The sequence below is a fragment of the Dokdonella soli genome (genome assembly GCF_039523175.1).
GTDB lineage: Bacteria > Pseudomonadota > Gammaproteobacteria > Xanthomonadales > Rhodanobacteraceae > Dokdonella_A > Dokdonella_A soli.
Map to the genome: position 1 here is coordinate 397,283 of NZ_BAAAEU010000024.1, position 26,337 is coordinate 423,619.

Genomic DNA, 26,337 nt, shown 5'->3' on the forward strand with positions numbered 1-26,337 from the left:
CCAGGCCGGAACGATGGGACGTTCCGGGCTTCAGTACCCCTCGACCGCTGTCAGGAAATATTGACCGCACATGGGATACTGCTGCCCGGTATTCCCGGTAACGATCACGTAGTACCAGCCCCATTGGGCAGGCACGGTCACGTGTTCTGACACGCCGATGCCGTAGTTGTCCGACACGTCCACGCAGCCGCGCACTATGTTGCCGCTCCTCGACTGGCAGACCCACAGCGCGAGATCCGCCCCATAGGGTGTCATGTTGATCTGGAACGGAACAAGCTGCGGCGGCGGCTGGTGGGGGCGCTGCACCGCGATCTGATTGATCGTGTAGACGTTGGACGGTGTGTAGATCGGGAAATAACCGTCGTCCATGTACAACATCTCCCACGGGGCGGCGCAGGTATAACCGCCGTAAGCGTCGCCGTTGTGCAGTTGTATGGGGCTGCTCCACGTCTGTGCATGAGCCGAGATGCCGATCATCAGCAGGACCGCCGCGGCGGCCCATTTCAGGGCATGAATTCGCATTGCAGTTCTCCGGGTGTGCGCGCGGCATTGCGCGCTTGCTTCCGGGAAAATGCGCAAGAATGACAGACCGAACACGATCCGGACCCGATACGCGGTGCCGAGTTCAGGGAATCACCGGAAACGCCAAACCTGGGGCCGCAATCGCCGACCCTTCTGGCGCGCCTATGCCGGTCGGCAATCCCGCGCGGCTATCGACCGGCGGCACCTTGCGTCAAACTATGCGTTTCGCGTCGGCAGTGCCGGCGCAGTCTTTCGTCGGACCCCATGAACATCCAAGCCAACTACGAACAGATCCCGCTCAAGGACTACGCCGAGCGCGCCTACCTCGACTACTCGATGTACGTGGTGCTCGACCGCGCGCTGCCGTTCGTCGGCGACGGCCTCAAGCCGGTGCAGCGGCGCATTGTCTACTCGATGAGCGAGCTCGGCCTCGACGCCTCCGCCAAGCCGAAGAAGTCCGCGCGGACGGTCGGCGACGTGATCGGCAAGTTCCATCCGCACGGCGACAGCGCCTGCTACGAGGCGATGGTGCTGATGGCGCAGCCGTTCTCGTACCGCTATCCGCTGATCGACGGCCAGGGCAATTTCGGCTCGACCGATGACCCGAAGTCGTTCGCGGCGATGCGCTACACCGAGTCGAAGCTGACGCCGATCGCGGAACTCCTGCTCGCCGAACTCGGACAAGGCACGGTCGACTGGACACCGAACTTCGACGGCACGCTGAAGGAGCCGTCGTGGCTGCCGTCGCGCGTGCCGCATGTGCTGCTGAACGGTTCGACCGGCATCGCGGTCGGCATGGCGACCGATATTCCTCCACACAACCTGCGCGAGATCGCGAGCGCCTGCATCCGTCTGCTCGACGATCCGGAAGCGAGCCTCGCGGACCTGTGCGAGCACGTGAAAGGCCCGGACTTCCCGACCGCCGCCGAGATCATCACGCCGCAGAGCGAACTCGCCGCGATGTACGCGACGGGCCTCGGTTCGGTGCGCTGCCGCGCGGTGTGGACGAAGGAAGACGGCAACGTCGTCGTGACCGCCCTGCCCTACCAGGTATCGCCGTCGAAGATCCTGGAGCAGATCGCCGCGCAGATGCGCGCGAAGAAGCTGCCGATGATCGAGGACATCCGCGATGAGTCGGATCACGAAAACCCGATCCGCATCGTGCTGATCCCGCGCTCGAACCGCATCGATCTCGACGAGATGATGCAGCACCTCAATGCGACGACCGATCTCGAGAAGAGCTACCGCATCAATCTCAACATGATCGGCCTCGACGGCAAGCCGCAGGTCAAGAATCTCCGGCAGATCCTGTCCGAGTGGCTGCGCTTCCGCCAGGACACGGTGACCAAGCGCCTGCAGCACCGCCTCGCCAAGGTCGAGCGCCGCCTGCACCTGCTCGAAGGCCTGCGCATCGCGTTCCTCAATCTCGACGAGGTCATCCGCATCGTCAGGACCGAGGACGAACCGAAACCGGTGCTGATCGCGCGCTTCAAGCTCAGCGAGGAACAAGCCGACTACATCCTCGAAACGCGCCTGCGCCAGCTGGCGCGGCTCGAGGAGATGAAGATCAATGCCGAGCGCGACGAACTGGAAGAGGAACGCGCGCGCATCAACGTGATCCTGAATTCGAAAGCACGCCTGAAGACGCTGATCAAGGACGAACTCAAGGACGACGCGAAGAAGTACGGCGACGAACGCCGCTCGCCGCTGATCGAACGCGCTGTGGCACAAGCGCTCGACGAAACCGCACTGGTCGCCAGCGAACCGCTCACGGTCGTGTTGTCCGCAAAGGGCTGGGTGCGCGCCGCGAAGGGCCACGATGTCGACGCGCCCGCGCTCGGCTACCGCGAGGGCGATGCATTCCTCGCCGCCGCGCAGGGGCGCACTACGCAGCAGGCCGCGTTCATCGATTCGACCGGCCGCAGCTATTCCACACCGGCGCACACGCTGCCATCCGCGCGTGGCAACGGCGAACCGTTGACCGGCCGCTTCGCGCTGCCGGCCGGCGCGCGCTTCGACGCAGTCGCGATCGCGGATGCATCAACGAGGCTGGTGCTCGCTTCCGACTTCGGCTATGGCTTCGTGACGAAGTTCGAGGCGCTGCTCGCGAACAAGAAAGCCGGCAAGCAGATCCTCAACGTCGAAGACGACGCACGCGTGCTTGCGCCCGCACTGGTCGCCGATTCCGCGCGCGACCGCATCGTGGTCGTGACCAACGCCGGACACTTGCTGATGTTCTCGGTCGCGGAATTGCCGGAACTCGAAAAGGGTGGCAAGGGCAACAAGCTGATCGAGATCCCGAAGGCGAAGCTCGCCGAGGGTGAAAGAGTCATCGGCATCGCAGTGGTTGCCGAGGGCAAGGGCGAAGTCACGCTGTATGCGGGCCAGCGCAAATTGACGCTGAAGTGGGCCGACCTCGTCGAGTACGGCGGCAACCGCGCGGCGCGCGGCGGCCTGCTCCCGCGCGGACTTCAGCGCGTGGAACGCATCGAAACCAGCGCCTGACGCCTTCCTGCGCGACATCTGTGGACCGCGTCACCGGGTGTGACGTGGTCGGCGCTCCGGATTTCTCCACCCAAAGACTGCCCGACACCGAGCCCGCGAATCAACTACGATGCGCGGTCCTTCGCCTGGGGAATCCTCAATGCGTCGTTCGTTGCGTCTGCTTGCGCGTCTGTTCGTTGTCGCGGTGATCGTCAGCACTGCGCTGCTCGCTTCCGGCTGGTTCGCACTGCACGGCAGCCTGCCGCAGTACGATGGCGACGTGCACAACCCCGCGTTGTCCAAAGCCGTCGAGGTCGAACGCGATGCGCTCGGCACGGCGACCCTGCGCGGCAGCAACCGGCGCGATCTCGATTGGACGCTCGGCTACGTGCACGCGCAGGAACGCTACTTCGAAATGGACCTTCTGCGCCGTCGTGCGGCGGGCGAACTGGCCGAGTTGTTCGGCAAGGTCGCACTGCCCGCCGACCGCACCGCGCGTGCGCACCGCATGCGCGCGCGCATGCAGGCCGCGATCACGGCGCTGCCGCAGGAACAGCGTGACGCGATCGAGGCGTATCGTGACGGTGTCAACGCCGGGCTCGCGGCGCTATCGGTGCGTCCGTTCGCGTATCTGCTGACGCGCAGCGAGCCCACGCCCTGGCGCAATGAGGACACGCTGCTGGTGGTCGCCGCGATGGCGTTCACGCTGAACGACGCCGAGAACAAGCGCGAACTCGCGTTCGCGCAGATGCACGCGGCGTTGCCGGAGTCCGCATTCCGCTTCCTCGTTGCGAGCGGTGGCAGCTGGGATGCGCCGATCGCGGGTGGCGCTCTGTCATGGCCGGATCCGCCGACGCCGGCCGAGCTCGATCTGCACGCGCTCGATCCGAAGTTGCTGCGCCACGACGCAGCTACCGTAGGTTGGGCTGAGCGTGAGCGATGCCCAACGTTCGTGGCGCTACTGGATTGTTGGGGTTCGCGGCGCTCACCCCAACCTGCGCCATTGCTCGACGACGACCGCGTATACGGCAGCAACAGCTTCGCGGTCAACGGCGCGCTCGCCGGTGGCGCCGCGCTGCTCGCCAACGACATGCACCTGGACCTGCGCGTGCCGAGCCTGTGGTTCCGCACGCGTCTGGTCTATCCGGATCCGCGTCACGTCGGACAGATGACCGACATCACCGGTGCCAGCCTGCCCGGCACGCCGGCGATCGTGGTCGGCAGCAATGGCCACGTCGCCTGGGGATTCACGAACAGCTATATCGACGCCACCGACTGGGTGCGCGTGATCCGCGATCCGCAGGATCCGGACCGCTATCGCACCACGGACGGCTGGACCTCCATCTCGAAACACGAGGAAATCATCCGCGTGCACGGCGCAGCCGACGAAAGCCTCGCGGTCGAGGAGACGCGGTGGGGCCCGATCATCGGCAAGGACGCCGACGGCACGCCGCTGGCGCTGGCCTGGACCGCGCAGCAACCCGGCGCGATCAACGTGGAGCTGCCGCGCATCGAGCAGGCCGAGACAGTCGACGAGGCAGTCGCGATCGCGCAGGTGAGCGGCGTGCCACCTCAGAACTTCCTCGTCGGCGACAAGGACGGCAGCATTGCGTGGACGATCGCCGGACGCATTCCCAAACGCATCGGCGGCTTCGATGCCAGCCTGCCGGCGGACTGGTCGCAGCCGGGCATCGGCTGGGATGGCTGGCTCGATGCGCGCGATGTGCCGCTGATCGCGAATCCGCCCTGGCAGCGGTTGTGGACTGCCAACCAGCGCCTCGTCGAAGGCGCGGCACTGGCGACACTCGGCGACGGCGGCTACGACCTCGGCGCACGCGCACTGCAGATCCGCGACGGCCTGCGCGCGCGCGCGCGCTTCACGCCAGCCGATCTGCTCGCGATCCAGCTCGATGATCGCGCACTGTTCCTCGAGCGCTGGAAGGACCTGCTCGGCCTCGAACTCAACCGTGCACCGTCGTCCGCGTTGAACGACGCGATGAAACGCGCGCTCGCTGACTGGAACGGGCATGCCTCGACCGATTCGGTCGCGTACCGGCTCGTACGCGCGTGGCGCAACGAAGTGATCGACACCGTGCTCGACGGTTTCGCCGCCGCGGTGCGCGGCCAAGTCGTGGACTTCGCGCTACCGAAACTGCAGCAGGGCGAGCACGCAGTGTGGAAACTCGTCGGCGAGCGACCTGCACATCTGCTGCCCCCGGGCTACGCGGATTGGGACGCGCTGCTGATCGCGTGTGCCGAACGCGCCGGAAAGAATCTCGACGCGCAGCCCCGTGGTCTTGCCGAACGCACTTGGGGCGAACGCAACACGATGCGCATCGTGCATCCGCTTTCTCGCGCGCTGCCCGCGTTCGTCGCGCGCTGGCTCGACATGCCCTACCAGCCGCTGCCCGGCGACAGCAACATGCCGCGCGTGCAGGGACCGGCCTTCGGTGCCTCCGAACGTTTCGCGGTCGCACCCGCTGACGAGGAACACGGCTATTTCATGATGCCCGGCGGCCAGAGCGGCCACCCGTTGTCACCGTACTACGGCGCCGGCCATGCCGACTGGGCTACAGGAACGCCGACACCGTTCCTGCCGGGGCCTGCGCAGCATGTGGTGCATTTCGTGCCAGCGTTGTCGCGCTGAGCATCGGCAACCCCGCGATCACGCATTGCTATGGCAAGCGCTCAACGCGTGCCGTCGAAGCCATCGATGAAGATCACGTCGTTCGGATCGAGAACCACGAGATTCACCGGAACCTGAATCGTCGGCTGCGCCGGATCGTTCGTGCCGACGCACAGGGTCGCCGCGTGATTGCCGAATGCGAGCCCATTCGAGTTCGCCTGCACGCTGATCGCGGCCGCGACCGCGCCCATGGCGACCGAACCGCTTGTCGGCGTCGCGCGCAGCCATGCAACCGAATTCGGATGCGCGCAATCGACCGGCGTGTGATCGGACATCGCGATCGTGAACTGCAGAGTCGTGCCCGCTGCTCCGGTGTTCGTGATATCGAGCGTGCCGCTGCCAGTGGCATTCCCGACGACGGTAAACCTGAAGCTGCCCGGCGACACCGAAGCGGCTGGTGGCGCGCTCACAGTCAACGCGACCGGCACCGCAATCACCGCGTGTGCGGGATCGTCACTGTGCACGCAGACCTGTGCAGAGTAGCTGCCGGCTGTCAGGTTCGCCGCGTTCGCAGTTGCGGTGACCGTCGCCGCCGTCGCGCCTTGCGCGACCGAGCCCGAGGTCGGTGACGCACTCAGCCACGTAACCGCGGACGGACTTGCACACGAGGTTGGCGCGACATCGATCGTGTAGTGCAGCATGCTTCCGGTCGCACCGGTATTGCCGATCGTGAACGGACCGCTGGTGCTCGCGCCCGCGACCACGCTGAGCGACAGGCTGCCCGGTGAAACCGCCGCAGTCGGCGGCGGCGGCGTGACGGTCAACGTGACTGGCACCGCGATCAGCGCGTGTGCCGGGTCATCGCTGCGCACGCAGACTTGCGCCGAGTAGCTGCCGGCGGCAAGGCTGGCTGCATTCGCGGTTGTGGTGATCGTCGCGGCCGCAGCCCCTTGCGCGACCGAACCCGAGGTCGGTGACGCACTCAGCCACGCAACCGCGGACGGACTTGCACACGAGGTTGGCGCGACATCGATCGTGTAATGCAGCGTGCTGCCGGCATCACCGGAGTTGCCGATCGTGAACGGACCGCTCGTGCTCGCGCCTGCAACGACGCTGAGCGCAAGGCTGGCCGGCGATATGGCCGCCAGAGGTTGCGACGGGGCGCCGGAAACCGGGCCGAGCGTGGCCACATGGAAACTTGCCGGACTGCCCGTCTGCGCAACGTGCAACGTGCTGCTTACGGAGCCCGGTGGCACATTGACGGTGAGCGAGAACGCGTAGAGCGAGCCCCAGTCCAAGGTCGGGCCAGATGCCTGCGCCGTCCAGGTGACGCTGCCACCGCTGGTGCTGACGCTCCAGTCGTTGGCCGCACTGAGATCGCCGTTGCTGAAGCGCGTGGCGCTGACCGTTGCGCCAGCCGGCAACGGAACACTGAAGCTGTCGAAGCCCTTGTTGCTCAGCACCTTCAGGTTCGGCTCGCTGCCCTGCGTGGTCGCGCGCGAGAAATCGAGATTCATCACCGCATAGTCGTATCGCCAGATGCCGCCGCCAAGATTCGTTGCCTTGACCGCCAGCTTGGCGTGGCCTTCGGTGACCGCGAGCTCGGTGTTGCCGGTATTCGCGGGTGGCGCGGTCGGGCTGACCCAGCGGTCGATCGCCGGACCGAGCTTGTAACCCGAGGCGCTGATACCCCAGAAGCCTTGTGCGGGCGGATTCGGTGGACTCCAGTTCTGCGCGGTCGCGACCGTGCCCATCGAGTTGTAGATGTTGATGTCGTCACGTGCGAGATACCACGATTCGAACAGCCAGCTGGCGCCGGGGTTCGCCGTCGCGCTGATCTGCGACTCGCCGACGACAAGACGGTAGGCGTAGCTGCCGTTGTTCGGGTTGTCGTTGACGCCATTGCAGTTCACGTCGTAGATCGAGCCGCAGCGGCCCCATTGGTTGGTCGCCGGAATGACCTCCGAGCGTGGGCCGAGTCGACTGCCGTTGTCGTTACTGCCAGTGCCATAGTTGTCCTCGCAGGTGACTCCGAGCACATGCCCCTCGGTATAAGGACAGCTGGCGCCACCATTGACGGTCAGGTACGCATGCTTGAGGCCGGAACGGCCGATCTGCTCGATACTGCCGTCCGCATTGATCCGGTACATGTTCCAGATCAGGTACGGATGCTGATCGTTGCCATAAGGCGGAAAATTTCCGGAGAACATCTCGAACCACGCGATATCCGCGGCCCACAGCGCGCTGCTGACGCCGAGCGCGCCCTGTCCCGGGATCGTGGTCTGGATCGATCCGGCGTTGACGTTGTTCTTCAGTGTCGACGACGGCGTGAACACGACCTGGCCGCTGCCTGAGGGACCCGTGCAGCCCTGGCAGCGGCTGTATTGCGGCGTGAAGCTCTCCATGAACAGGTCGGCCTGATAGGTGCCGCTATTGGGCGCCGCGATGCCCGCGAAATGGCAGTTCGCGCCCGAGTTCACGTCGCAGGTCGCGGTTGGCGCCAGCTGCGCACCGCGGCTCAGCACTTCGCTGTTGAGTTCCATGTCGGCGATCGCCCAGCCTGCGACCATCGGCTGGCCAAGCCGCGTGGCGAGCTGCGCGCTGATCCGCAGATCCATCGAACGCACCGCAAGCAGGTTGTTCCTGCCGGCGGTCTCGTACATCAGGCGGTCGACATAGAACCAGGCCTTGCCATCTGCGGAGACGAGATCGAGCAGGAACGGATCGTCCGTGCTTGGCACCAGGCGGAAATGGGTGAGATCGATCCTGCCGTCGGGCAGATCGATCACGTAGCCGCCACGAACCTGCAGTGCGCCGCCACTGAAACCGCGGAAATGGCCGTTCTCGACACGGAACCCGAGTGCATCGCTGCGACGCACCGCGAAGCGCTCGAAGTGATGGTCCGGCGCGTCGGCGAGCTGCGTGCTCGGCGCCGCGATGCGCAAGCCGATGTCGCCGGCCAGGTCGCGGTTCCAGCTCACGCCGACTTCGCCGCCCGAGACCGACCATTGCTGCGACACTGCCGCGGTCGTACGCGCCGCATCGGGCGCAGCCGCGTGGACCGACAAGACCGCGCCAACGGTGAGGATCAAACCCAGCATGAAACGCTTCAAACGCGCCCCCAGACAGAACACCGAAAGAGGGTTGTCCCGTCGTTTCGGCACGGACGGCAGCCGAAAAGCAGATCATCCGGCCGTGATCTTAAGGCTTGGCGTTGCGGCAGTCGATGAAATTCCTGCGGCGGCTTCGGTGCTGGCGATCTTGACCTGCGACGCGAAGGCGGCATCGGGAGGTGTCGACGGCCGCGGCACCATCTGCGATGGATCACGTCAGGGCGTGGCCGCGGACGCGCTCTGCATCAGTTCCGGCGGTGACTTGCCGTACCCGGGCTGCACCGGATCACTCGGTGCGTTATTCCACAATTCGTACACGTACTCGCCGCGCGTACGCTGCTTCGGGCCGACGACGAACGGCCGCCCCGTGCTGGCCGCACACATCGCGTTCTCGCTCTGCGAGCCGTTTGCGATCGCCTGGTCGCGTACGAACGCGATGTAGTCCTTGCTCTCGGTCTGGTAGTAGAGCCGCGCGGTCGCGGTCAGCGGACCGGGCGTTCCGATCGGCACGATCAACGAGTAGTACGTCGTGTCGAAGTTGACGAGGACACCCGAGCCGGGCGAAGTTTCCGGATACGTGCCGAGCGGTATCGGACGCAGCTCATAGCCGTTCGGATCGACCGCGGTCGCCGGCCTGAAGCCAAGCGGCGGAATGCGGTTGTCCTTGACGATGCAATCGTTCAGCGCAAAGTGGAACAGCGGCTTGCCGGCGCCATCGACGAAATCGCACTTGCCGGTGCCGTTGTGATTCCAGATGCCCTGCTGGGTCTCGTAGACCCGCGCCTGCGCATCGAGGGTCAGCACGCCGCCCGCCGCATCGTAGGCGCCGCTCTCGAACACGAGCGCGCCGTTCCTGTCCTTGACCTGCAGGTTCAGCCACATGCGCCGGCCTTCCGGATAGCCGGTCGGCAGCTTGTGGCCGCTGAGGTTGGTGACCTTGACCTGCACGGTCATCGAACCGGCGCCGATGCCCGGCGGCATGTAGTTCTGGATCGTCGTCGCGATGCTGGCCGCGCCGCCGAGCATCTGCCGCGCCCAGGCGACGGTCTGATCGAACGAAGCCTGTCGGCCGACGCCGCCATACGCACCGGGAATCGCCGCGGTATTGCTGTACTCGCCCTTGATGATGCCGGGCACCCAGGTGTTGCCGCCAGCGAACGCGTGCACCGGCAGGTTGCCGGTGCGGCTTGGATACCCGCCCAGCGAGCAGGCGCTCGCGCTCGGATCCTCGCTGGTCGGCATATGGCAGATCTGGCACGGCTGCGCATGCGCGACTATCGGTGTGCCGGCCAGCGGATCGCCGAAGCCGTCGCGGAAGATCGCATCGGCGAACAGGCTCTGACCCCATTCCGAATAGGTGCGCTCGATCGGGAAAGGCCGCGTGGTATCGGTACCGTTGTCGAGCAGCAGCGTCTTCAGCGGTCCCATGCTGGTATCTGGCGTCGTCACGTCATGGCAGACACCGCAGACGCCGCTTTCGGTGTGGTAGGCGGATTGCTTCCACGGATGCGGCGGCAACAGCGATCCGCTTGGATAGTCGTACGGCCCGCGCCGGCATGGCTCGCTGGCGTTCGCGTCGCAAAGCGTATCGTCGACCCAGGCATTCGCGTTGCCGATCATCGCCGGCGCGCTACCCGGTCCGCTGTCGGTCAGGCGATGGCAGTAGTGGCACGGCAAACCGCTGTAATCGTTGTCGGTGGTGTCCTGCCAGTCGTAACCGCCACTGAGCAGGCAGCCTGCGGCGCCGAGCGTCACGTCGTTGTTCGGCGCACCGAAGCCGGCCTTGACCACGCGCCCGCCGTACCAGCCGCGCGAGGCATGGCAGCGCAGGCAGTAGTCGCCGACGCCGGGCGCATCCACGTTGGCGATATCGAGCGCGGCGAAGAACACCGGATCGCGCGTCGCGTTGGCCATCATGCTGCCGCCCCAGCTCGGGTACGGACGGAAGGCCGTACTCGTGCCGCCGTTTGCGCCGTGGCAGCTCGAGCATGATGGGTTGGTTTCGAGCAGGGGGAGGAACAACCCCGGCTGCGTGCCGTGCGGCGTGAAGTTGGTCGCGCTGACGACCTGCGGCAGCGCTTGCGCAACGCCCTGCCAATCGACGGCCCCGGACTTCGCTGGCGCCGAGACAACCAGCATCGCGGCCAGCAGGACCTGGAGAGTGCCGGGCATGACGCGCGAACGGAACAGGCGCATGGCGGATTACTCGGTCGAATGCCCCGGCAGGGTCGAATTCGACCGCCTGCCCGGGCCGGACAGCACAAGTGCATAGGATAACTCTCCCTCGCCCGGACTTGCTGCGCCGACCAGGGTGATCGCGCTGCCGGCGACGGGTGCGGCGTTCGCGACGAACTCGAAGTGGTAGAGCGTGCCCCAATCGAGCGTATTGCCGGCGGCCGGCGCGGTCCACGTCACCGCACCGCCACCGGCGGCTCCGATCCAGTCGTTGCCGCTGTCGCCGTCGGCGTCGTCGAAGCGCAGTTCGGTCGCGCTCACCCCCGCCGGCAGCGGCACGCTGAAGCGCGCGAAGCCGTGATTCGACAGCAGTTTCAAATCCGGCGTGGTCGCATGCGCGGGATCGATGTAGGCGTGCGCATAGTCGAAATTCATCACCGCGTATTCGTAGCGCCAGCGGCCGTCGCCGAGATCGGTCGCCTTGACCGCCACGCGCGCGCGACCGAGCGGCGTCGCAAGTTCCCGATTCATCGCAGGCGACGCGGACGGATCGACCCAGCGGTTGATCGCGGGCCCGAGGAAGAAATCGCGATCCGGCGCATTCGCGTTGACCAGGCCGACCGACCAGTTCGCGCCGTTCTTGCGCGGCTGGATCTGCCGGTAGCCCATCGTGTTGTAGATGTTCGCGTCGTCGCGGACGATGTACCAGAACTCGAAGAAGTACTGCGCAGCGACGCTGAGCGGCGCGAGCAGGTCGCTCTCGGTGACCTGCATGCGGTACTGGTACAGGTCCTGCGCGCCACTGCCCGCGTCCATCTTGCCGTCGCAGTCCGCATCCCAGACCGATCCGCAACGACCCCAGGTCGCGCCATACGGGATGATCTCCGAACGCGGCGCGAGGTTCTGCTCGGTGATGCCGCCGCCGTTGTCGTTGCTGCTGAACGAGTAGATGTCCTCGCAGCCCGGCCAGAACACGTTGCCGGCAGCGCAGCCGCAGTCCTTGTTGATCGAATAGAACGCGTGCTTCACGCCGGATGCACCGATCTGCTTGATGCGGCCTGCGCTGTCCACGCGATACAGGTTCCAGATCAGGAACGGGTGCTGGTCGTTGCCGTACGGCGGATGGTTGCCGCTGAAGTGTCCGTACCAGGGAATTGCGGTCTTGCCGATGTTGCGCAGGCTGGCGTCGGCGCCGAGCACGAGCTTGCCATTCGTGCTGGTCGCTGTGCAGGCGCCACCGTTCGGCAGCGGCGGCAGTCCGCAGCGCGGCGCGTAGACCGAGTCCCAGAAGCCGCTCAGATTCGAATTGAACACTTCGATGTCGGTGACCAGGCCCGCTGCGGGCCACGGTGCACGACAGGTCGCGCCCGTTTCCGCATGCTCGTTGGCGTCGGCTGACGCATGGAATTCAAGCGTCCCGATCGCGGAGCCGGTGAGCTCGGGATGACCGAGCACCTGCGCGAAATGCGGCGCCAGGCGCAGGTTCATCTCACGCATCGAGAACTCGCGCGGATCGTCCTTGCCGAAACCGTAGTGCGCGTGGTCGGCGCTGAGCCAGGCCGTGCCCCGTGCATTCACCAGATCGATGCCGAGGCGCACTCCCGCGCCGCCGCGCAATGCGAACCCGCGCAGGTCGGCCGCGCCGCCCGGATACGCGAGCACGAAGCCGCCGCGGAAGCGCAGCTCGCCTTCACCGATGCCGACGATCGCGGAACCGCGCTGCAGGATCTCCAGCGTGCTGTCGCCGAGCGCGGCGAACGTGCTCGCGTCGTAACGCACGCCGGGCTGGCCGGGTGTGCGCGCGGATGCGCCGTTCACTTCGCCGACATTCAGTGCGAGCGCCGCCAGCGCATCGGGGTTGAAGCTGATCGCGGCTGCGCCGCCGTGCACCTGCAGCGCGCGCGCGGCCGCCGGGGATGGCTTCGGGGCATCCGCCCCCGGCGGAGACGCGGGGTCCGCGACCGCGACCTGTGCGGCGATCGCGGCGCAGGCCATCGCAACGAGCCATCTGTGCATCGCAGTTCCGAAGGATCCCAGTGGAGGGCGCGCGGAGGCGCGGTCCGCCGAATGGTGCCATGCGCAGCGGCGACAAATGAACCACCCACCAGCAGAGGATCTGCAGCACATCGCAGCAGGCTGGCGAAATCGGGGCCATTCGCGTTAGCGTGGCTCGATGAGCCAGCCGATTCCCTCCGACCTCTCCACGGCCCTCGACCAGCTCGTGCACCTCTTCGACAGCGGCCGTCCCGACCTGGCCGCGTCCGAGGCGATCGTGCTGCGCTCGCGTTTCCCGCGCGAGGCTGAGGTTGCGCGCCTGCACGCGATCGCGCTGCTCCAGCTCGGCCGCGTCGCCGACGCACGCGCGGCATTGGCCGAGGCGCACGCCCTCGCGCCGCAGTCGGTCGAGGTGCTGTGCAATCTCGGCAGCGTGCTGCTGGCAGGCGGCGAGACGGCTGCCGCGCTCGCCGCGCTCGAACAGGCGATCGCGCTGGAGCCGGAACATCCCGCGGCGCTCAACGGCCTCGGCAATGCGCGGCGCGCGGCCGGCGACCTCGAGGGTGCGCGCGATGCGTATGCAGGCGCGACGCGCGCGGCGCCGGACCATTCCGGTGCGTGGCTCAATCTCGCGGCCATCGAACTCGCGCTCGGGGACCACGCGGCCGCCGAGCGCGACGCACGCCACGCGCTCATGCTCGCGCCCGGCCATCCGGAAGGCCTGCTGCTGCTCGGCCACTTGCACGCCGCGCGGCGCCAGTACGCCGAAGCCGAAGCCGCGTATGCGGCCGGCGCGCGTTCCGCGCCGCGCGATGCGCGCTTTGCGTACCAATGCGGCCTGATGGCCGAGGAGCAGAAGCATCTCGCGACTGCGGCACAGGCGCATGCGCACGCATTGGCGCTCGATCCACACTTCGATCGCGCACTCGGCCAACTCGTGTTCCTGCGCCGGCAACTGTGCGACTGGGGTTCGCTCGACGAGCTGTCCGCGCGACTGCGCGCGCGCGTGGCCGGGAATGCCGGCGGCATCGCCCCGTTCGGCTTCCTCGCCGAACCCGCGAGCGCGGCCGAGCAGTTCCGCTGCGCGCGGACCCATGCGGCCGGGATCGAGGCGGCGATGGCGCCGCTGCGCACGCGACTGGCCTTCGCACGTGCGCTTAGTACTTTGCCCGCAACCCTTCGCGTGGGTTTCGTTGCCAGCGGGTTCGGCAATCATCCGACTGCGCTGCTCGTTGTCGCGATGTTCGAGGCGCTGCGAGAGCAGGCGATCGAAATCCATCTGTTCTCGACCGCGCCGGATGACGCCAGCGCGCTGTCGCTGCGCCTGCACGCCGCCGCCCATGCCTGGCACGATGCGGTCGGCGCGACGCCCGCGGCACTGGCGCGCACGATCCACTCTGCCGGGATCGAGGTGCTGGTCGATCTCGACGGCTACTGCAGCGGCGCGATGCCGGAGGTGTTCGCGCTGCGCCCCGCGCCCGTACAGGTGAACTGGCTTGCCTATCCGGGCACGCTGGCTGCGCCATGGATCGACTATGTGATCGCGGATCGGATGGTCTTGCCGAGGTCGCTGTGTGCGCAGTTCTCCGAACAGGTGGTCTGGCTGCCGCGCTGCTTCCAGCCGTCCGACACGACCCGCCGCGTTGACGAACCGCGCGCGCGCGATGCCTGCGGCCTGCCGGAAACCGGCGTGGTGTATGCCTGCTTCAACAACAGCTTCAAGATCAACCCGGCGAGTTTCGAGCGCATGCTCGCCGTGCTGCGCGCAGTGCCCGATTCGGTGTTGTGGTTGTTGGCGGCACCCGACGGTGCCGACCAGCGCCTGCGCGCGGAAGCCGTGCGGCGCGGCGTCGACGCGACGCGTCTCGTGTTCGCACCGAAGGTCGCACACGCGGACTATCTCGCGCGCTACCGGCATGCGGACCTGTTCCTCGACACAGCTCCATACAACGCGCACACGACCGCGTCCGATTCGATCTGGGCCGGCTGTCCGGCGCTGACGGTCCCCGGCGAGACGTTCGCCTCGCGCGTCGCCGCGAGCCTCAATCATCATCTCGGCCTGCCACAGTTGAATGCGCGCGACGATGCGGAATTCATCGAAACCGCGGTGCGGCTCGGACGCGATCCGGCCGCTCGCGCCGCGCTGCGCGCCGAACTCGCCGAACGACGCGAGTACAGCGGGCTGTTCGACATGCACGGCTTCGCTACGGATTTCGCGGCCGTGTTGCGCAAGATGGCGCAGCGCCATCGCGCCGGCCTTGATCCGGCTCCGCTCGACTGAGCTTTCCGCCGCCGCCGTGGCGCGCTACGCTCGGCGCATGACCGCCCAAGCCGACTTCGTTCCGCTGAACCTCTGCGTGCTGACCGTTTCGGACACGCGCACGCCCGACACCGATACGTCCGGCGATTACCTCGCGCTGTCGCTCGGCCAGGCCGGGCACCGACTGCACGAAAAACTCATCGTCAGGGACAATCGTTACGTGATCCGCGCGATCGTCGCGCAATGGATCGCGGACGAGAGCATCCACGGCGTGCTCGTGACCGGCGGCACCGGCTTCACCGGCCGCGACTCGACACCCGAGGCGATCCTGCCGCTGCTCGACAAGCCGATGCCGGGCTTCGGCGAGATGTTCCGCATGCTGAGTTTCGAGGAGATCGGCACCTCGACGATGCAGTCGCGGGCGTTCGCAGGGCTCTCGAACAATACCTTCGTGTTCTGTCTGCCCGGCTCGACGTCGGCCTGCCGCACCGCATGGGAAAAGCTGATCCGCGCGCAGCTCGATGCGACGACGAAACCGTGCAACCTCGCGGGTTTGATGCCCAGGCTGCGCGAATAGCACTCCATCCGCACCCTCTGCACCGGAGCATGCCGCGATGAAGAGTCTCAAGAAGAGGAAATACGAGCTTGCGCTGGAAGAACTCCACGAGCAGCTTGTCGAGCTGCAGCGTTGGATCATCGCCAGCGGCAAGCGCGTCGTCGTGGTCTTCGAGGGTCGAGACGCCGCCGGCAAGGGTGGCGTGATCAAGACGATCAGCGAACGCCTGAATTCGCGCTACACGCGCATCGTCGCGTTGGGCAAGCCGAGTGAGCGCGAGGCGTCGCAATGGTATTTCCAGCGCTACATCGAGCATCTGCCCGCCGCCGGTGAGCTCGTGCTGTTCGATCGCAGCTGGTACAACCGCGCCGGCGTCGAACACGTGATGAGCTTCTGCAGCGACGCGCAATACCAGCGCTTCCTTGCCGACTGCCCGGCGTTCGAGAAGCTGATCACCGGCGACGGCATCATCCTGCTGAAGTACTGGCTCGCAGTCGACCAGCAGGAACAGGAGCAGCGTTTCGAGGAGCGCGCCACCCATCCGCTCAAGCGCTTCAAGATCTCTCCGATCGATCTCAAGGCACGTGAGCAATACGCTGCCTATGGCAAGGCGCGCGACGCGATGCTGCGCGCGACCCATGCCAAATGGGCGCCCTGGCACGTCGCGAACTTCAACGACCAGAAGCGCGGTAGGCTCGACGTGATCGCGCACTTGCTGGATGTGCTGCCCGAGCGCATGCCGCCGGACAAGCCATTGAAGCTGCCGAAGCTGAAGGAGAAGCCGGGAACCGAACGGCTGCCGAACAAGGGCTTCTGGATACCCGAGCGGTTCTGAGCGAACCGCGCGCGGCAAGAACCGGCGCGCTGGACGCGCATCGCGCGGCCGGCCTGTCCACCTCTCCCCCGAGCAAAGTTCGGGGGAGAGGGTTTGAAGGTTCAAGGCCGGCGTGCGAGTTCCGGGTTTTCCTTCGAGACCGGCATCAGGTCAGTCTTGGACACGCCGAGCCAGTACAGGATCGGGTTCGCGAAGAAGATCGACGACAGCGTACCGATCACGATGCCGACCAGCATCGTCAGCGCGAAGCCGTGCACGGCCGGGCCACCAAAGAAGTACAACGCGGCCATCGCGAGCGCGGTGAGCAGCGAAGTCATGATCGTACGCGACAAGGTCTGGTTGATCGCCTTGTTGAGGATCGAATACGGCTCGGCCTTGCGGGTCAGGCGGAACAGCTCGCGCACGCGGTCGAACACGACGACCTTGTCGTTGATCGAGTAGCCGATCACCGCGAGCAGGGACGCCAGCACGGTCAGGTCGAATTCCATCTGCGTCAGCGCGAAGAAGCCGAGAGTCAGGATCGTGTCGTGGATTTCGCTGGCGATCGCAGCGATCGCGAAGCGCTTTTCGAAACGGATGCCGATGTAGATCATGATGCCGAGCATCACGAAGACCGCCGCGACGATGCCGTCGCTCTTGAGCTCGGAACCGACCTGCGGGCCGACGAAGTCATGACGCTTCAGCGTCGCATCGGCGCGCTTCGCCTTGAGCGCGGCGAGCACGTCGGTCGCGACCTTGTCGGCGTTCTTCTGGTCAGCCTGCGGCTGCAGGCGGATCGACACGTCGCGTGTGCCACCGAGGCTCTGCACCTGCGTGTTGTGGAAACCGCCGGCATCGAGCGCACCGCGCACCTGGTCGATCTCGACCGACTGCTCATACGTTGCCTCGACGAGCACACCGCCGGTGAAGTCCAGCGCGTAGTTGAGGCCGCGCGTCGCGAGCAGACCGATCGATAGGAGGATCAGCGCGATCGAGATCGCGATGCTGGCCTTGCGGCCGCCGAGGAAGTCGATGTTGCTGTTGGGATTGAACAGTTCCATGGTCGTTTCCGTCAGGCCGTCGCGGTACGCGTGTAACCGCTGCCGATCGCGAGGCCCTTGAGCTTCTTGCGGCCGCTGTGCACGAGGTTGGTGATCGCATGCGTCACCGTGACCGAGGTGAACATCGAGGTCAGGATGCCGATGAACAGGGTGACGCCGAAGCCGCGGATCGCGCCGGAGCCGAGCGTCATCAGCGCAAGCGCCGCGAGCAGGTGGGTCACGTTCGCGTCGAGAATCGTCGCCCACGCCTTCTCGTAGCCGGCGCGGATCGATGCGAGCGGCGTCGAGCCGTTGCGCAGTTCCTCGCGGATGCGTTCGCAGATCAGCACGTTCGCGTCGATCGCCATGCCGAGGGTCAGCACGATGCCTGCGATGCCGGGCATGGTCAGGGTCACGCCGATCGCGGACATCACTGCGAGCAGGATCACCAGGTTGAACACCAGTGCGATGTCGGCGATCAGGCCGAACAACCAGTAGTAGAACACCACGAACACGAGCACGGCGGCGAGGCCGAGCAGGACCGCGCTGACGCCCTTCTGAATGTTGTCCTTGCCGAGGCTCGGACCGATCACGCGCTCCTCGACGATCACGACCGGCGCGGCCAGCGAACCTGAGCGCAGCAACAGCGCGAGATCCGACGCTTCCTTGTTGCTGCCGAGGCCGGTGGTCTGGAAACGGTTGGAGAACACGCCACGGATGTTCGCGACGCTGATCACCTCTTCGGTGACCTTGGTGCTGCGCACTTCCTTGCCGTCGACGATGGTCACTTCGGGCGTGCGCTCGATGTACAGGACCGCCATCGGCTTGCCGACGTTCTGCGTGGTGAAATCGAGCATCTTGCGGCCACCGACCGCATTCAGCGTCACCGATACCGCCGGCGTACCGGACTGCGGATCCGGCGCGCTCGATGCATCGACCATCTCGTCGCCGCTGACGATGACCTTCTTCTTGAGCAGGATCGGCACCGGCTTGCCGTCGGCTCCGCGCTCACGGCGGTGATAGAGCTTGTCGTCCGGCGGAATCTGGCCGCTCTTCTCGGCCTCGAATGCACTCCCGCTCTCGTCGACCGCGCGGTATTCCAGCGTCGCGGTCGCACCGAGGATCTTCTTCGCCTCGGCCGTGTCCTGCACGCCCGGCAGCTCCACCGCGATGCGCGAGTCGCCCTGCTGCTGGATCAAGGGCTCGGCGACACCGAGCGCGTTGATGCGGTTGCCGAGCGTGGCCACGTTCTGGCGGATCGTGTTCTGCGCAATCGCCTTGAGCTTCTCCGGCTTCACGCTCGCGTTCAACGTGTACGCATCGCCGACCTGCGCACCGTTCGAGACCACGACGTCCGGCACCTTGACCTGGATCGCGGTCCGCGATGCATCGCGATCCTCGGCACTGCGCAGCTGCACGACGATGCCCTGCGGCCCGCGGCCGACCGACTGGTAGCGGATGTTCTTGTCGCGCAGCGTCGCGCGGATGTCGTCCGCATAGCGCTGCAGCTGCTTCTCCATCACATCCTTGTCGTCGACTTCCATCAGGAAGTGCACGCCGCCCTGCAGGTCGAGACCCTTGGGCATTTCCCTGGCACCGATCGCGCGCATCCAGCCCGGCACGGTCGAGGCGAGGTTCAGCGCGACCACGTACTGGTCGCCGAGCGTCGTCTTCAGCGCTTCCTGGGCCTTGGCCTGCTGCTCGGCCTCGCCGACCGGCAGGCGCACCAGCAGGTGATCGCCGTTCAAGTCGATGCTCTGGAATCCGATCTTGTCCTTCTCCAGCGCGCCCTGGACCTGCTCTTTCAGCGCCTGGTCGACGGTCGCGCCGCGGTTGGCGGTGATCTGCACGGCCGGCTGCTGCACGAACAGGTTCGGCAGGCCGTAGAGCACGCCGAGCAGCAGCACCACGGCGACGATCGCGTATTTCCAGCGGGGAAAATCGTTCATGCTTGAGTCCGATACGGCACAGCTTGAGTGTTTGGCGCGGGAGGGCGGACCATGGGCCCGATGTCATCCCGGCCAACGAATGGCCGGGAGCCAGCCCCGGGGAGGGACGACCTGCTCAGGAGGCCTTCAGCGTGCCTTTCGGCAGCACCGCGGAGATCGCCTGTTTCTGCAGCTTGACGGTGACGTTGGGCGCGATCTCCAGGGTCACGAACTGGTCGGCGATATCGTCGATGCGTCCGAGCAGACCGCCATTGGTCAGCACCTCGTCTCCCTTGTTCAGCGCGGAGATCATCGCGCGCTGTTCCTTCGCACGCTTCATCTGCGGGCGAATCAGCATGAAATAGAAAATGCCGAACAGGATGATCAGCGGCAGGAACGACACCAGCGGGTTCGGCGCTGCGCCCGCCCCGGCGGCCTGTGCGTACGCATTGGAGATAAGGAAATCCATGGATGCTCCAGCGGAATAGGGGCTGGCGCGAGAGCCGTCCCCATCAAAAAGGTCGCGGATTATGCCATGCCAGGCCAACACACGCACCGCTCGCCCGTTAAAGCAGGTCCGGCGGACTTGCCCCCTCTCCCCCAACAGCTCGACCGTTGGGGGAGAGGGCTGGGGTGAGGGGGTTGGGGTCGCATCGTGCAGCGAGCCTGGAGGCTGTCGCGAGCATCGCGTCAAGCGCAGGCTTCGCACGCTCTGCAATCCCTCGCCGCACCGAACCCCCGCCCCCTCACCCAACCCTCTCCCCCGAGAAACTCGGGGGAGAGGGCTATGACTTTGCTCAAGGGCTCTGGTCTCGATGATGTCTTGCTTCCTCTCCCCCCCAACAGCTCCATCGTTGGGGGAGAGGGCTGGGGTGAGGGGGCGGGGTCGCATCGTGCAGCGAGCCTGAAGGCCGTCGCGAGCATCGCGTCAAGCGCCCGCTTCGCACGCTCAGCAATCCCTCACCACACCGCCCCCCCGCCCCCTCACCCAACCCTCTCGCGAGAAACTCGGGGGAGAGGGCTATGACTTTGCTCAAGGGCTATGGTCTCGATGATGTCTTGGCCGCTCTCCTCCAACGGCTCCATCGGGGGGAGGGCTTATCCGGCATCGCGGCGCTGCGCATGGAACTCCGCGACGAACTCGTCCAGGGTCCCGCTCGCGATCGCTGCCCGCAGGCCGGCCATCAATTCCTGGTAGTAGTGCAGGTTGTGGATCGTCGCCAGCTGCGGCCCGAGCATCTCGCCGCAGCGGTCGAGATGGCGCAGGTAGGCACGACTGAAGCCGGACCGGCAGGTGTAGCAGGTGCAGGACTCGTCGAGCGGACGCGAGTCGCGCTCGTACTTCGCGTTGCGGATGCGCAAGGTGCCGTGGCGCGTGAACAGGTGCGCGTTGCGCGCATTGCGGGTCGGCATGACGCAGTCGAACATGTCGACGCCGCGGCGGACCGCCTCGACGATGTCCTCGGGGCGGCCCACGCCCATCAGGTAGCGCGGCTTGTCGCGCGGCAGCAGCGGCTCGACGCCTTCCAGCGTCACGTTGCGCTCGTGCTCCGGCTCGCCGACCGCGAGGCCGCCGATCGCGTAGCCGTCGAAGCCGATGCCGACCAGCGCCTCGGCCGAACGTCGGCGCAAGCCCGGATACACGCCGCCCTGCACGATGCCGAACAGCGAATTGGGATTTTTGAGATCGTCGAAGCCGCGCCGCGAGCGCTCGGCCCAGCGCAATGACAACTCCATCGACTCGCGCGCGACCTTCTCGCTGGCCGGATACGGCGTGCACTCGTCGAAGATCATCGCGATGTCGGAGTCGAGCCCATGCTGGATGCGCATCGATTCCTCCGGACTCAGGAACACGCGCGACCCGTCGACTGGCGACGCGAACGTCACGCCCTCCTCGGTGATCTTGCGCTTGTGCGCGAGGCTGAACACCTGGAAGCCGCCGGAGTCGGTCAGGATTGGCCTGTTCCAGCCGATGAAGCGGTGCAGCCCGCCGAACTCGCCGATCACGTCCAGTCCAGGGCGCAGGAACAGATGGAACGTGTTGCCGAGGATGATCTCGGCACCGATGTCGACGAGATTCTGCGGCGTCATCGCCTTGACCGAGCCGTAGGTGCCGACCGGCATGAACGCGGGCGTCTCGATCGTGCCGCGCGCGAACGTGAGGCGGCCGCGGCGTGCGGTGCCATCGCTGGAGAGAAGATTGAAATGCATCGGATCGGGACTCGGGAATGAGAAGGTATAAAGCCCTCTCCCCCAACGGTCTCTCGTTGGGGGAGAGGGTTGGGTGAGGGGGCGAGGCCTGCAGTCTGCTCCGGCGTTTCAAGCAAATCGTAGCGCAGCCCCCTCACCCTGCCCTCTCCCCCATGCAAAGCCTCGGGGAGAGGGTTCAAGAAGGCGGCAGGATCAGCATCGCATCGCCGTACGAGAAGAACCGGTAGCGCTGCTCGATCGCATGGCGATAGGCATCGAGTATCAGCTCGCGCCCGGCGAACGCGGAGACCAGCATCAGCAGGGTCGACTCGGGCAGATGGAAGTTCGTGACCAGCGCGTCGACGCTGGTGATGTGGTAGCCGGGGAAAATGAAGATCTGCGTCTCGCCCGCGAACGGCGCCACCTCGCCATCGCGCAGGCTGGACTCCAGCGCGCGCACGACGGTGGTGCCGACGGCGACCACACGCCCGCCACGCTCGCGCGTGCGGCGGATCTTCTCGACGAGTTCGGCACCGACATTGAGCCATTCGCGATGCATCGTGTGGTCTTCGAGGTGCTCCGCGCGCACCGGCTGGAAGGTGCCGGCGCCGACGTGCAAGGTCACGTAGCCGAAGTCGACACCCCGCTCGTGCAACACCTGCAACAGCGTCTCGTCGAAATGCAGCCCGGCGGTCGGCGCCGCGACCGCACCGGCTTCGCGCGCGAACACGGTCTGGTAGCGCTCGTCGTCCGTACGGTCGGCGGCACGCGTGATATACGGCGGCAGCGGCATGCAGCCGAGACGCAGCAGCAGCTTCTCCAACGGCTCGGGTGTCTCGAAACGCAACAGGAAGAACTCGCCCTTGCGTCCAAGCACGCTGATTTCGCTGCCGTCCTGCAAGATGATGCGCCCGCCGGGCTTGGGCTTCTTGCTGACACCGAGTTGCGCACGCACTTCGTGCGCACCGGTCACGCGCTCGATCAGGATCTCGACGGCGCCCCCGCTCCGCTTGTGGCCGAACAGACGGGCCGGCAGCACACGCGTGTCGTTGAACACGAGCAGGTCACCGGGACGCAGCAACTCCACCAGGTCGGTGAAACGGCGATCCTCGAAGCGGCGCGCGGCCGCGTCGAGGAGCAGCAGCCGGCTCGCCGAGCGTTCGGCAAGCGGCGCCTGCGCGATCAATTCGGGCGGCAGATCGAAATGGAAATCGGACTTCTTCAAGGCAACGCGGCGCAGCGGATGGGCGCGCATTGTAGGCCAGGCACGCCGCGTGCTCCGTATCGCGACGTGCCCGCCTTCCTTCAGGTGCGCCGGCGGCGACGCCAGAGCACGCCGACGACCAGCGCCAACGCGCCGATGCCGAATGCGTAAGGCAATGCCTTGCGGGCATAGCGGTTCGCAGCAGCGATGCGCTCGGCATGCAGCCGCTTCGCCGCACCGACGAAGTCCGGTTCTTCGCACCGGTTGCCGAAGTCCGCAGCCCATTCGACATAAGGACCGTGTTTCACATAGCGATCGTAGTACGCCCGCGCAGCTGCCGGATCGCGCGACAGCAACCAACCGGCCGCCTGGCACAGCGTCGCCGCGTAGGCCTGTGAACGCGAAGGTACGAGGTCGGCGGCGCGAGCGGCAAATCCGGCCGCGACATAGCGATAGTGAAAACGCGCGTTCGGTTGCGCCACGCTCGCAGCGACGCGCTCACGCTCGCCGGCCCCCGGACCGGTCGGAAGATTCAGGACGGGAGCGGACTTCGTCGCCGCAGGAGTTTGGTCGAAATTGTTGCCGAACGTGAAATCCCCACCGAAGTACTGATCGTCGGGGTCGAGTTCGTAACCGAGCAGATCGAGGCCATCCTCACGCGCCGCCACCGCGGCGCGATACCACTGCTCGGCACGCCTGATGCGATCGCCGGATTCCGCACCTCGACGCGCCGCGACGTAAGCAGTCGCCTTCGACTTCAGGGTCGCATCGTCGAAGTACGCGAGCGCATCGTCGTAGCGCTCGCTGCGCAGAAGGCGTCGCGCCAGCAACGCACGCAACAAGCTTGCCTGCTGCTCGCGAACGGCATTGCCAGCATCGGCCGCAAGCGGCTTCGCAGCAACGGAAGCGTGTTTGTCGACGAACTGCCTGAGTTCGTCCAGGGTCAGCACGCGCTCGGCAACGAACGCGGCGTCCATCCAGTAGGTCGGCGCAGCCGCGTACAGGTGTTCGAGCGCGGAGACATACTCGCCGCGAGCGAGCGCCAGCGTGCCCGCCTCACCTTCGACGCGGCAGTACGGCGCTGCGGGCTCGCGCGAATCCTCGTCGCGCGGCACCGCCGTCTCCACCGGAAACGCTTTCGCCGCTTCCGCATAGGCGGCAGCCGCGGCGTTCGCATCGCCGGCGCGCAACGCGAGTTTTGCGCGCACCCACGCGGCGAGTCCATCCGAGTCCTTCGCCGCGAGTTGCGCGGCGAGATCGTAGCGGCCATTGCGATAGGCCAGCGCGGCGAGCCGGTCGGCGCCCTCGACGTGGTCGAGCCCGCGCCGTGCAATCGCGTCGAGGAAGTTCTCGACTACGCCAGGCGACGCGGGCGCAGCGGGTGTATCGGAAGTGGCCGACTCGCCGGCGAGCTCGTCGCTGCGCGTCAGCAGATAGGCGGTGATCAACCGTTGCGTGACGGGATCGGCGATGCCGCGCTCGAGCCGCGCGGGGTCGGCAGCCAACGCGCGCGCAACGCGCAGCAGCGAAGCCTCGCCGAATTTCGAATCGAGCGCCGCTTGCTGTGCATACAGCGCGATCGCACCCGCGTCGTCACCGGCGCCCAGTCGAAGGCGCGCCTCTTCGCCATAGCTGTCGACGGCCATGCCGAGCGGATCGGCGGCGCCGGCCGCGACCAGCGCTCGCACCTGCTGGAATGCCTTCGCGGCAGCTGCGGCATCGCCGGGGGCCTGGCTGCGACCGAGCATGTAGGCCGCCCACACTCCATAACGCACGCGATCGGCCGTGGGCAATTCGAGCACGCTTGCGAAACGCCGCATCGCTTCGGCCATGTCGCCGGCCTGGAATGCGACCGCGCCGGCGAGATAGCGGCGCGCATCCTCGGGCAATCCTTCGCCGGCCGCATACGCGACCGCTGCGTTCTCGCGCCTGCGAATATCCAGCGTGCGCTCGAAGTCCACGCCGAGCAGTGTGCGCTCGACCGCATCGCGCGCCGGTGGCGCCTCGGTCCAGATCCAGTCGGCCCGCTCGACGGGCTTGAATGCCGGTTTGGGCTGCGGCACCAGATGCGCCGCCTCATACGCGAACGTGCCTTCGGGCAGCTGGCTCAAGGTTGCTGCGCGATCGTCGAGCAGGGTCTCCGGGAAGTACGGTCCGCAGGCGCTCGCGGGCGCCGCGATGAACAGCGCAGCCAACGCGGTCTCAAGGTGTCGTCTCATCGCTAAGTGTCGTCTCATCGCTTCTCCCTTCGATGCCATTGCGTTCGAGACGTGCGCCATCCACCTGCGCACAGCGTACCCAGCCGACCGCCCGGCGCGTTCCCGCGCGCAGCGGTTGCGGAGCTTCCGGTTCGAAGCGCCAGCCTTGTGCGACGCGTTCGCCGCGCCAGCCGGGCAGCGCATCGCCGGCCGTGCACTCGCTGCCGGACACGAGCACGCCCCCCACGGTCGCATCGGCTGCGCCGACATTGCTGACAAAGATATCGGATGCCGCGTTGTCCCGGGCGGCCATCGTTGCGGATACCCGCGGCATCGGTACCCGACCCGCGACGACGTCGCGCAAGGCCGCCAATGTCCACGCGCGTCGGTCGCCGGCCAGCGGCAACCGGAACCAGACCACGCCGTTCCAGTTGCGCGGCGGTTCGGCGGCAAGACGGCCAAGCAGTTGTACGACTTCGGCCGGATCGACCCGCAATTCGCGCGCGCTGTCCGTGGCCGCGCGGTCGACCGGCATCTCGCTCTCGACCGCCACCGCACGGCCGTCGCCGCCGAAGCGCACCCGCGAACCATAGGCCGGCAGTGCAACGCGGAAACCCTGCCGCGCGTGCGGCGCGAACGAGCGTATCCAGCGCTCCGCGCGCTGCGCATCGAACAGCCCTCGCGCCGGATCCTCGACCGCATGAACCTGCAGCACGGCCTCATCGCTGGCATCGAGTACGCCATCGAGGGCCGGCGCGCCCAGCCACGCGGGCAGCGCCGTGATCGACAGGCGCACGTCGGACGGCAACCGCGCGCGCACGTCATGCAGGCGTGCCGCATAGTCGGCCAAGCGCGCGCTTGCGCAGTCATAGTCGATCTCGACGCCGGCAATCGCGACACCTGCGCTGCGCCAGTGCGCGAACAGGCGATCGAGAAAAGGCATCAGCGCCGTCACGTCGGGCGGCGTGCCGGCGCCGTCGTACCGGACCACCGCGACGATCGGACGCGTGTCGCCGGAAAATTCCTGTGGAGTGGCCTCCGTCGCCAGCCATCGTCCATCGCGCCCCGCCTGGGCGACCAGCACGCGCGCGCCAGTAAACAGATCGCGACTCTGCTCCAGTGCGGAATGCAGCGCGGGAGTCCACTGGCGTTGCCAGACGTAAACCTCGTGGGTCGTCGCGGCAGGCGCGCCCGCAGCGGCCACGATGGGCAGCATCGCGGCCGCTGCCGCG

16 protein-coding genes are annotated in these 26,337 nt (G+C 66.7%); 5 read left to right on the forward strand and 11 right to left on the reverse strand.

All coding sequences use genetic code 11. The annotated features are described in order from the left end of the window. Positions 1-30: 30 nt before the first annotated feature. A complete protein-coding gene (locus tag ABD002_RS15690) occupies positions 31-522 on the reverse strand; it encodes a hypothetical protein (protein ID WP_343792751.1) in 492 nt (163 codons plus the stop codon). A gap of 264 nt (positions 523-786) precedes the next feature. On the opposite strand from ABD002_RS15690, the gene parC reads away from it, so the two are divergent. Next, entirely contained in the window at positions 787-3,027 is a 2,241-nt protein-coding gene (parC, locus tag ABD002_RS15695) for a DNA topoisomerase IV subunit A (RefSeq protein ID WP_343792753.1), read from the forward strand. A gap of 139 nt (positions 3,028-3,166) precedes the next feature. Next, complete coding sequence (locus ABD002_RS15700) at positions 3,167-5,653, forward strand: penicillin acylase family protein (RefSeq protein ID WP_343792755.1); 2,487 nt, start codon at positions 3,167-3,169, stop codon at positions 5,651-5,653. A 41-nt stretch (positions 5,654-5,694) separates the two neighbouring features. On the opposite strand, the gene ABD002_RS15705 is transcribed toward ABD002_RS15700, so the two are convergent. The 3 genes from ABD002_RS15705 to ABD002_RS15715 all read right to left on the reverse strand — a co-directional run bounded on the left by ABD002_RS15705 (position 5,695) and on the right by ABD002_RS15715 (position 12,936). Beyond that, the gene (locus ABD002_RS15705) at positions 5,695-8,733 is read right to left on the reverse strand and encodes a BACON domain-containing protein (protein ID WP_343792757.1); all 3,039 of its coding nucleotides are present in this window, start codon (positions 8,731-8,733) and stop codon (positions 5,695-5,697) included. Positions 8,734-8,961: 228 nt separating this feature from the next. Next, a complete protein-coding gene (locus ABD002_RS15710) occupies positions 8,962-10,941 on the reverse strand; it encodes a hypothetical protein (protein ID WP_343792759.1) in 1,980 nt (659 codons plus the stop codon). Positions 10,942-10,947: 6 nt separating this feature from the next. Continuing rightward, positions 10,948-12,936: a hypothetical protein gene (locus ABD002_RS15715; RefSeq protein WP_343792761.1), complete on the reverse strand. Its 1,989-nt coding sequence runs from the start codon at positions 12,934-12,936 to the stop codon at positions 10,948-10,950. A gap of 157 nt (positions 12,937-13,093) precedes the next feature. Between ABD002_RS15715 and ABD002_RS15720 the strand changes: the two genes are divergently transcribed. Genes ABD002_RS15720 through ppk2 form a run of 3 tightly spaced genes read left to right on the forward strand, consistent with a single transcriptional unit; the run spans position 13,094 to position 16,566 of the window. Continuing rightward, positions 13,094-15,196, forward strand: coding sequence for an O-linked N-acetylglucosamine transferase, SPINDLY family protein (locus ABD002_RS15720; RefSeq protein ID WP_343792763.1), 2,103 nt, complete (start codon positions 13,094-13,096; stop codon positions 15,194-15,196). A gap of 37 nt (positions 15,197-15,233) precedes the next feature. Next, positions 15,234-15,752, forward strand: coding sequence for a molybdenum cofactor biosynthesis protein B (gene moaB, locus ABD002_RS15725; RefSeq protein ID WP_343792765.1), 519 nt, complete (start codon positions 15,234-15,236; stop codon positions 15,750-15,752). A gap of 37 nt (positions 15,753-15,789) precedes the next feature. Beyond that, positions 15,790-16,566 (forward strand): polyphosphate kinase 2, encoded by a 777-nt coding sequence (ppk2, locus tag ABD002_RS15730; protein WP_343792767.1) that lies wholly within the window; start codon positions 15,790-15,792, stop codon positions 16,564-16,566. Between the two features lie 101 nt (positions 16,567-16,667). Here the strand turns inward: ppk2 and secF are convergent, their stop codons facing one another. The 7 genes from secF to ABD002_RS15765 all read right to left on the reverse strand — a co-directional run bounded on the left by secF (position 16,668) and on the right by ABD002_RS15765 (position 26,321). Further along, positions 16,668-17,606, reverse strand: a complete 939-nt coding sequence (gene secF, locus ABD002_RS15735) for a protein translocase subunit SecF (RefSeq protein WP_343792769.1) — start codon at positions 17,604-17,606, stop codon at positions 16,668-16,670. Positions 17,607-17,617: 11 nt separating this feature from the next. Further along, positions 17,618-19,534, reverse strand: a complete 1,917-nt coding sequence (secD, locus tag ABD002_RS15740) for a protein translocase subunit SecD (RefSeq protein ID WP_343792771.1) — start codon at positions 19,532-19,534, stop codon at positions 17,618-17,620. Positions 19,535-19,649: 115 nt separating this feature from the next. Then, the gene (gene yajC, locus ABD002_RS15745) at positions 19,650-19,982 is read right to left on the reverse strand and encodes a preprotein translocase subunit YajC (protein ID WP_343792773.1); all 333 of its coding nucleotides are present in this window, start codon (positions 19,980-19,982) and stop codon (positions 19,650-19,652) included. 629 nt (positions 19,983-20,611) lie between these two features. Next, positions 20,612-21,724 (reverse strand): tRNA guanosine(34) transglycosylase Tgt, encoded by a 1,113-nt coding sequence (tgt, locus tag ABD002_RS15750; protein ID WP_343792775.1) that lies wholly within the window; start codon positions 21,722-21,724, stop codon positions 20,612-20,614. 175 nt (positions 21,725-21,899) lie between these two features. Continuing rightward, complete coding sequence (gene queA / locus ABD002_RS15755) at positions 21,900-22,958, reverse strand: tRNA preQ1(34) S-adenosylmethionine ribosyltransferase-isomerase QueA (protein WP_343792777.1); 1,059 nt, start codon at positions 22,956-22,958, stop codon at positions 21,900-21,902. Positions 22,959-23,008: 50 nt separating this feature from the next. Next, on the reverse strand, positions 23,009-25,126 hold the full coding sequence (locus ABD002_RS15760) for a hypothetical protein (RefSeq protein ID WP_343792779.1): 2,118 nt from the start codon (positions 25,124-25,126) through the stop codon (positions 23,009-23,011). Then, complete coding sequence (locus ABD002_RS15765; RefSeq protein ID WP_343792781.1) at positions 25,110-26,321, reverse strand: DUF3142 domain-containing protein; 1,212 nt, start codon at positions 26,319-26,321, stop codon at positions 25,110-25,112. Before ABD002_RS15765 ends, ABD002_RS15760 begins: the two co-directional genes overlap by 17 nt. Positions 26,322-26,337: the final 16 nt, after the last annotated feature.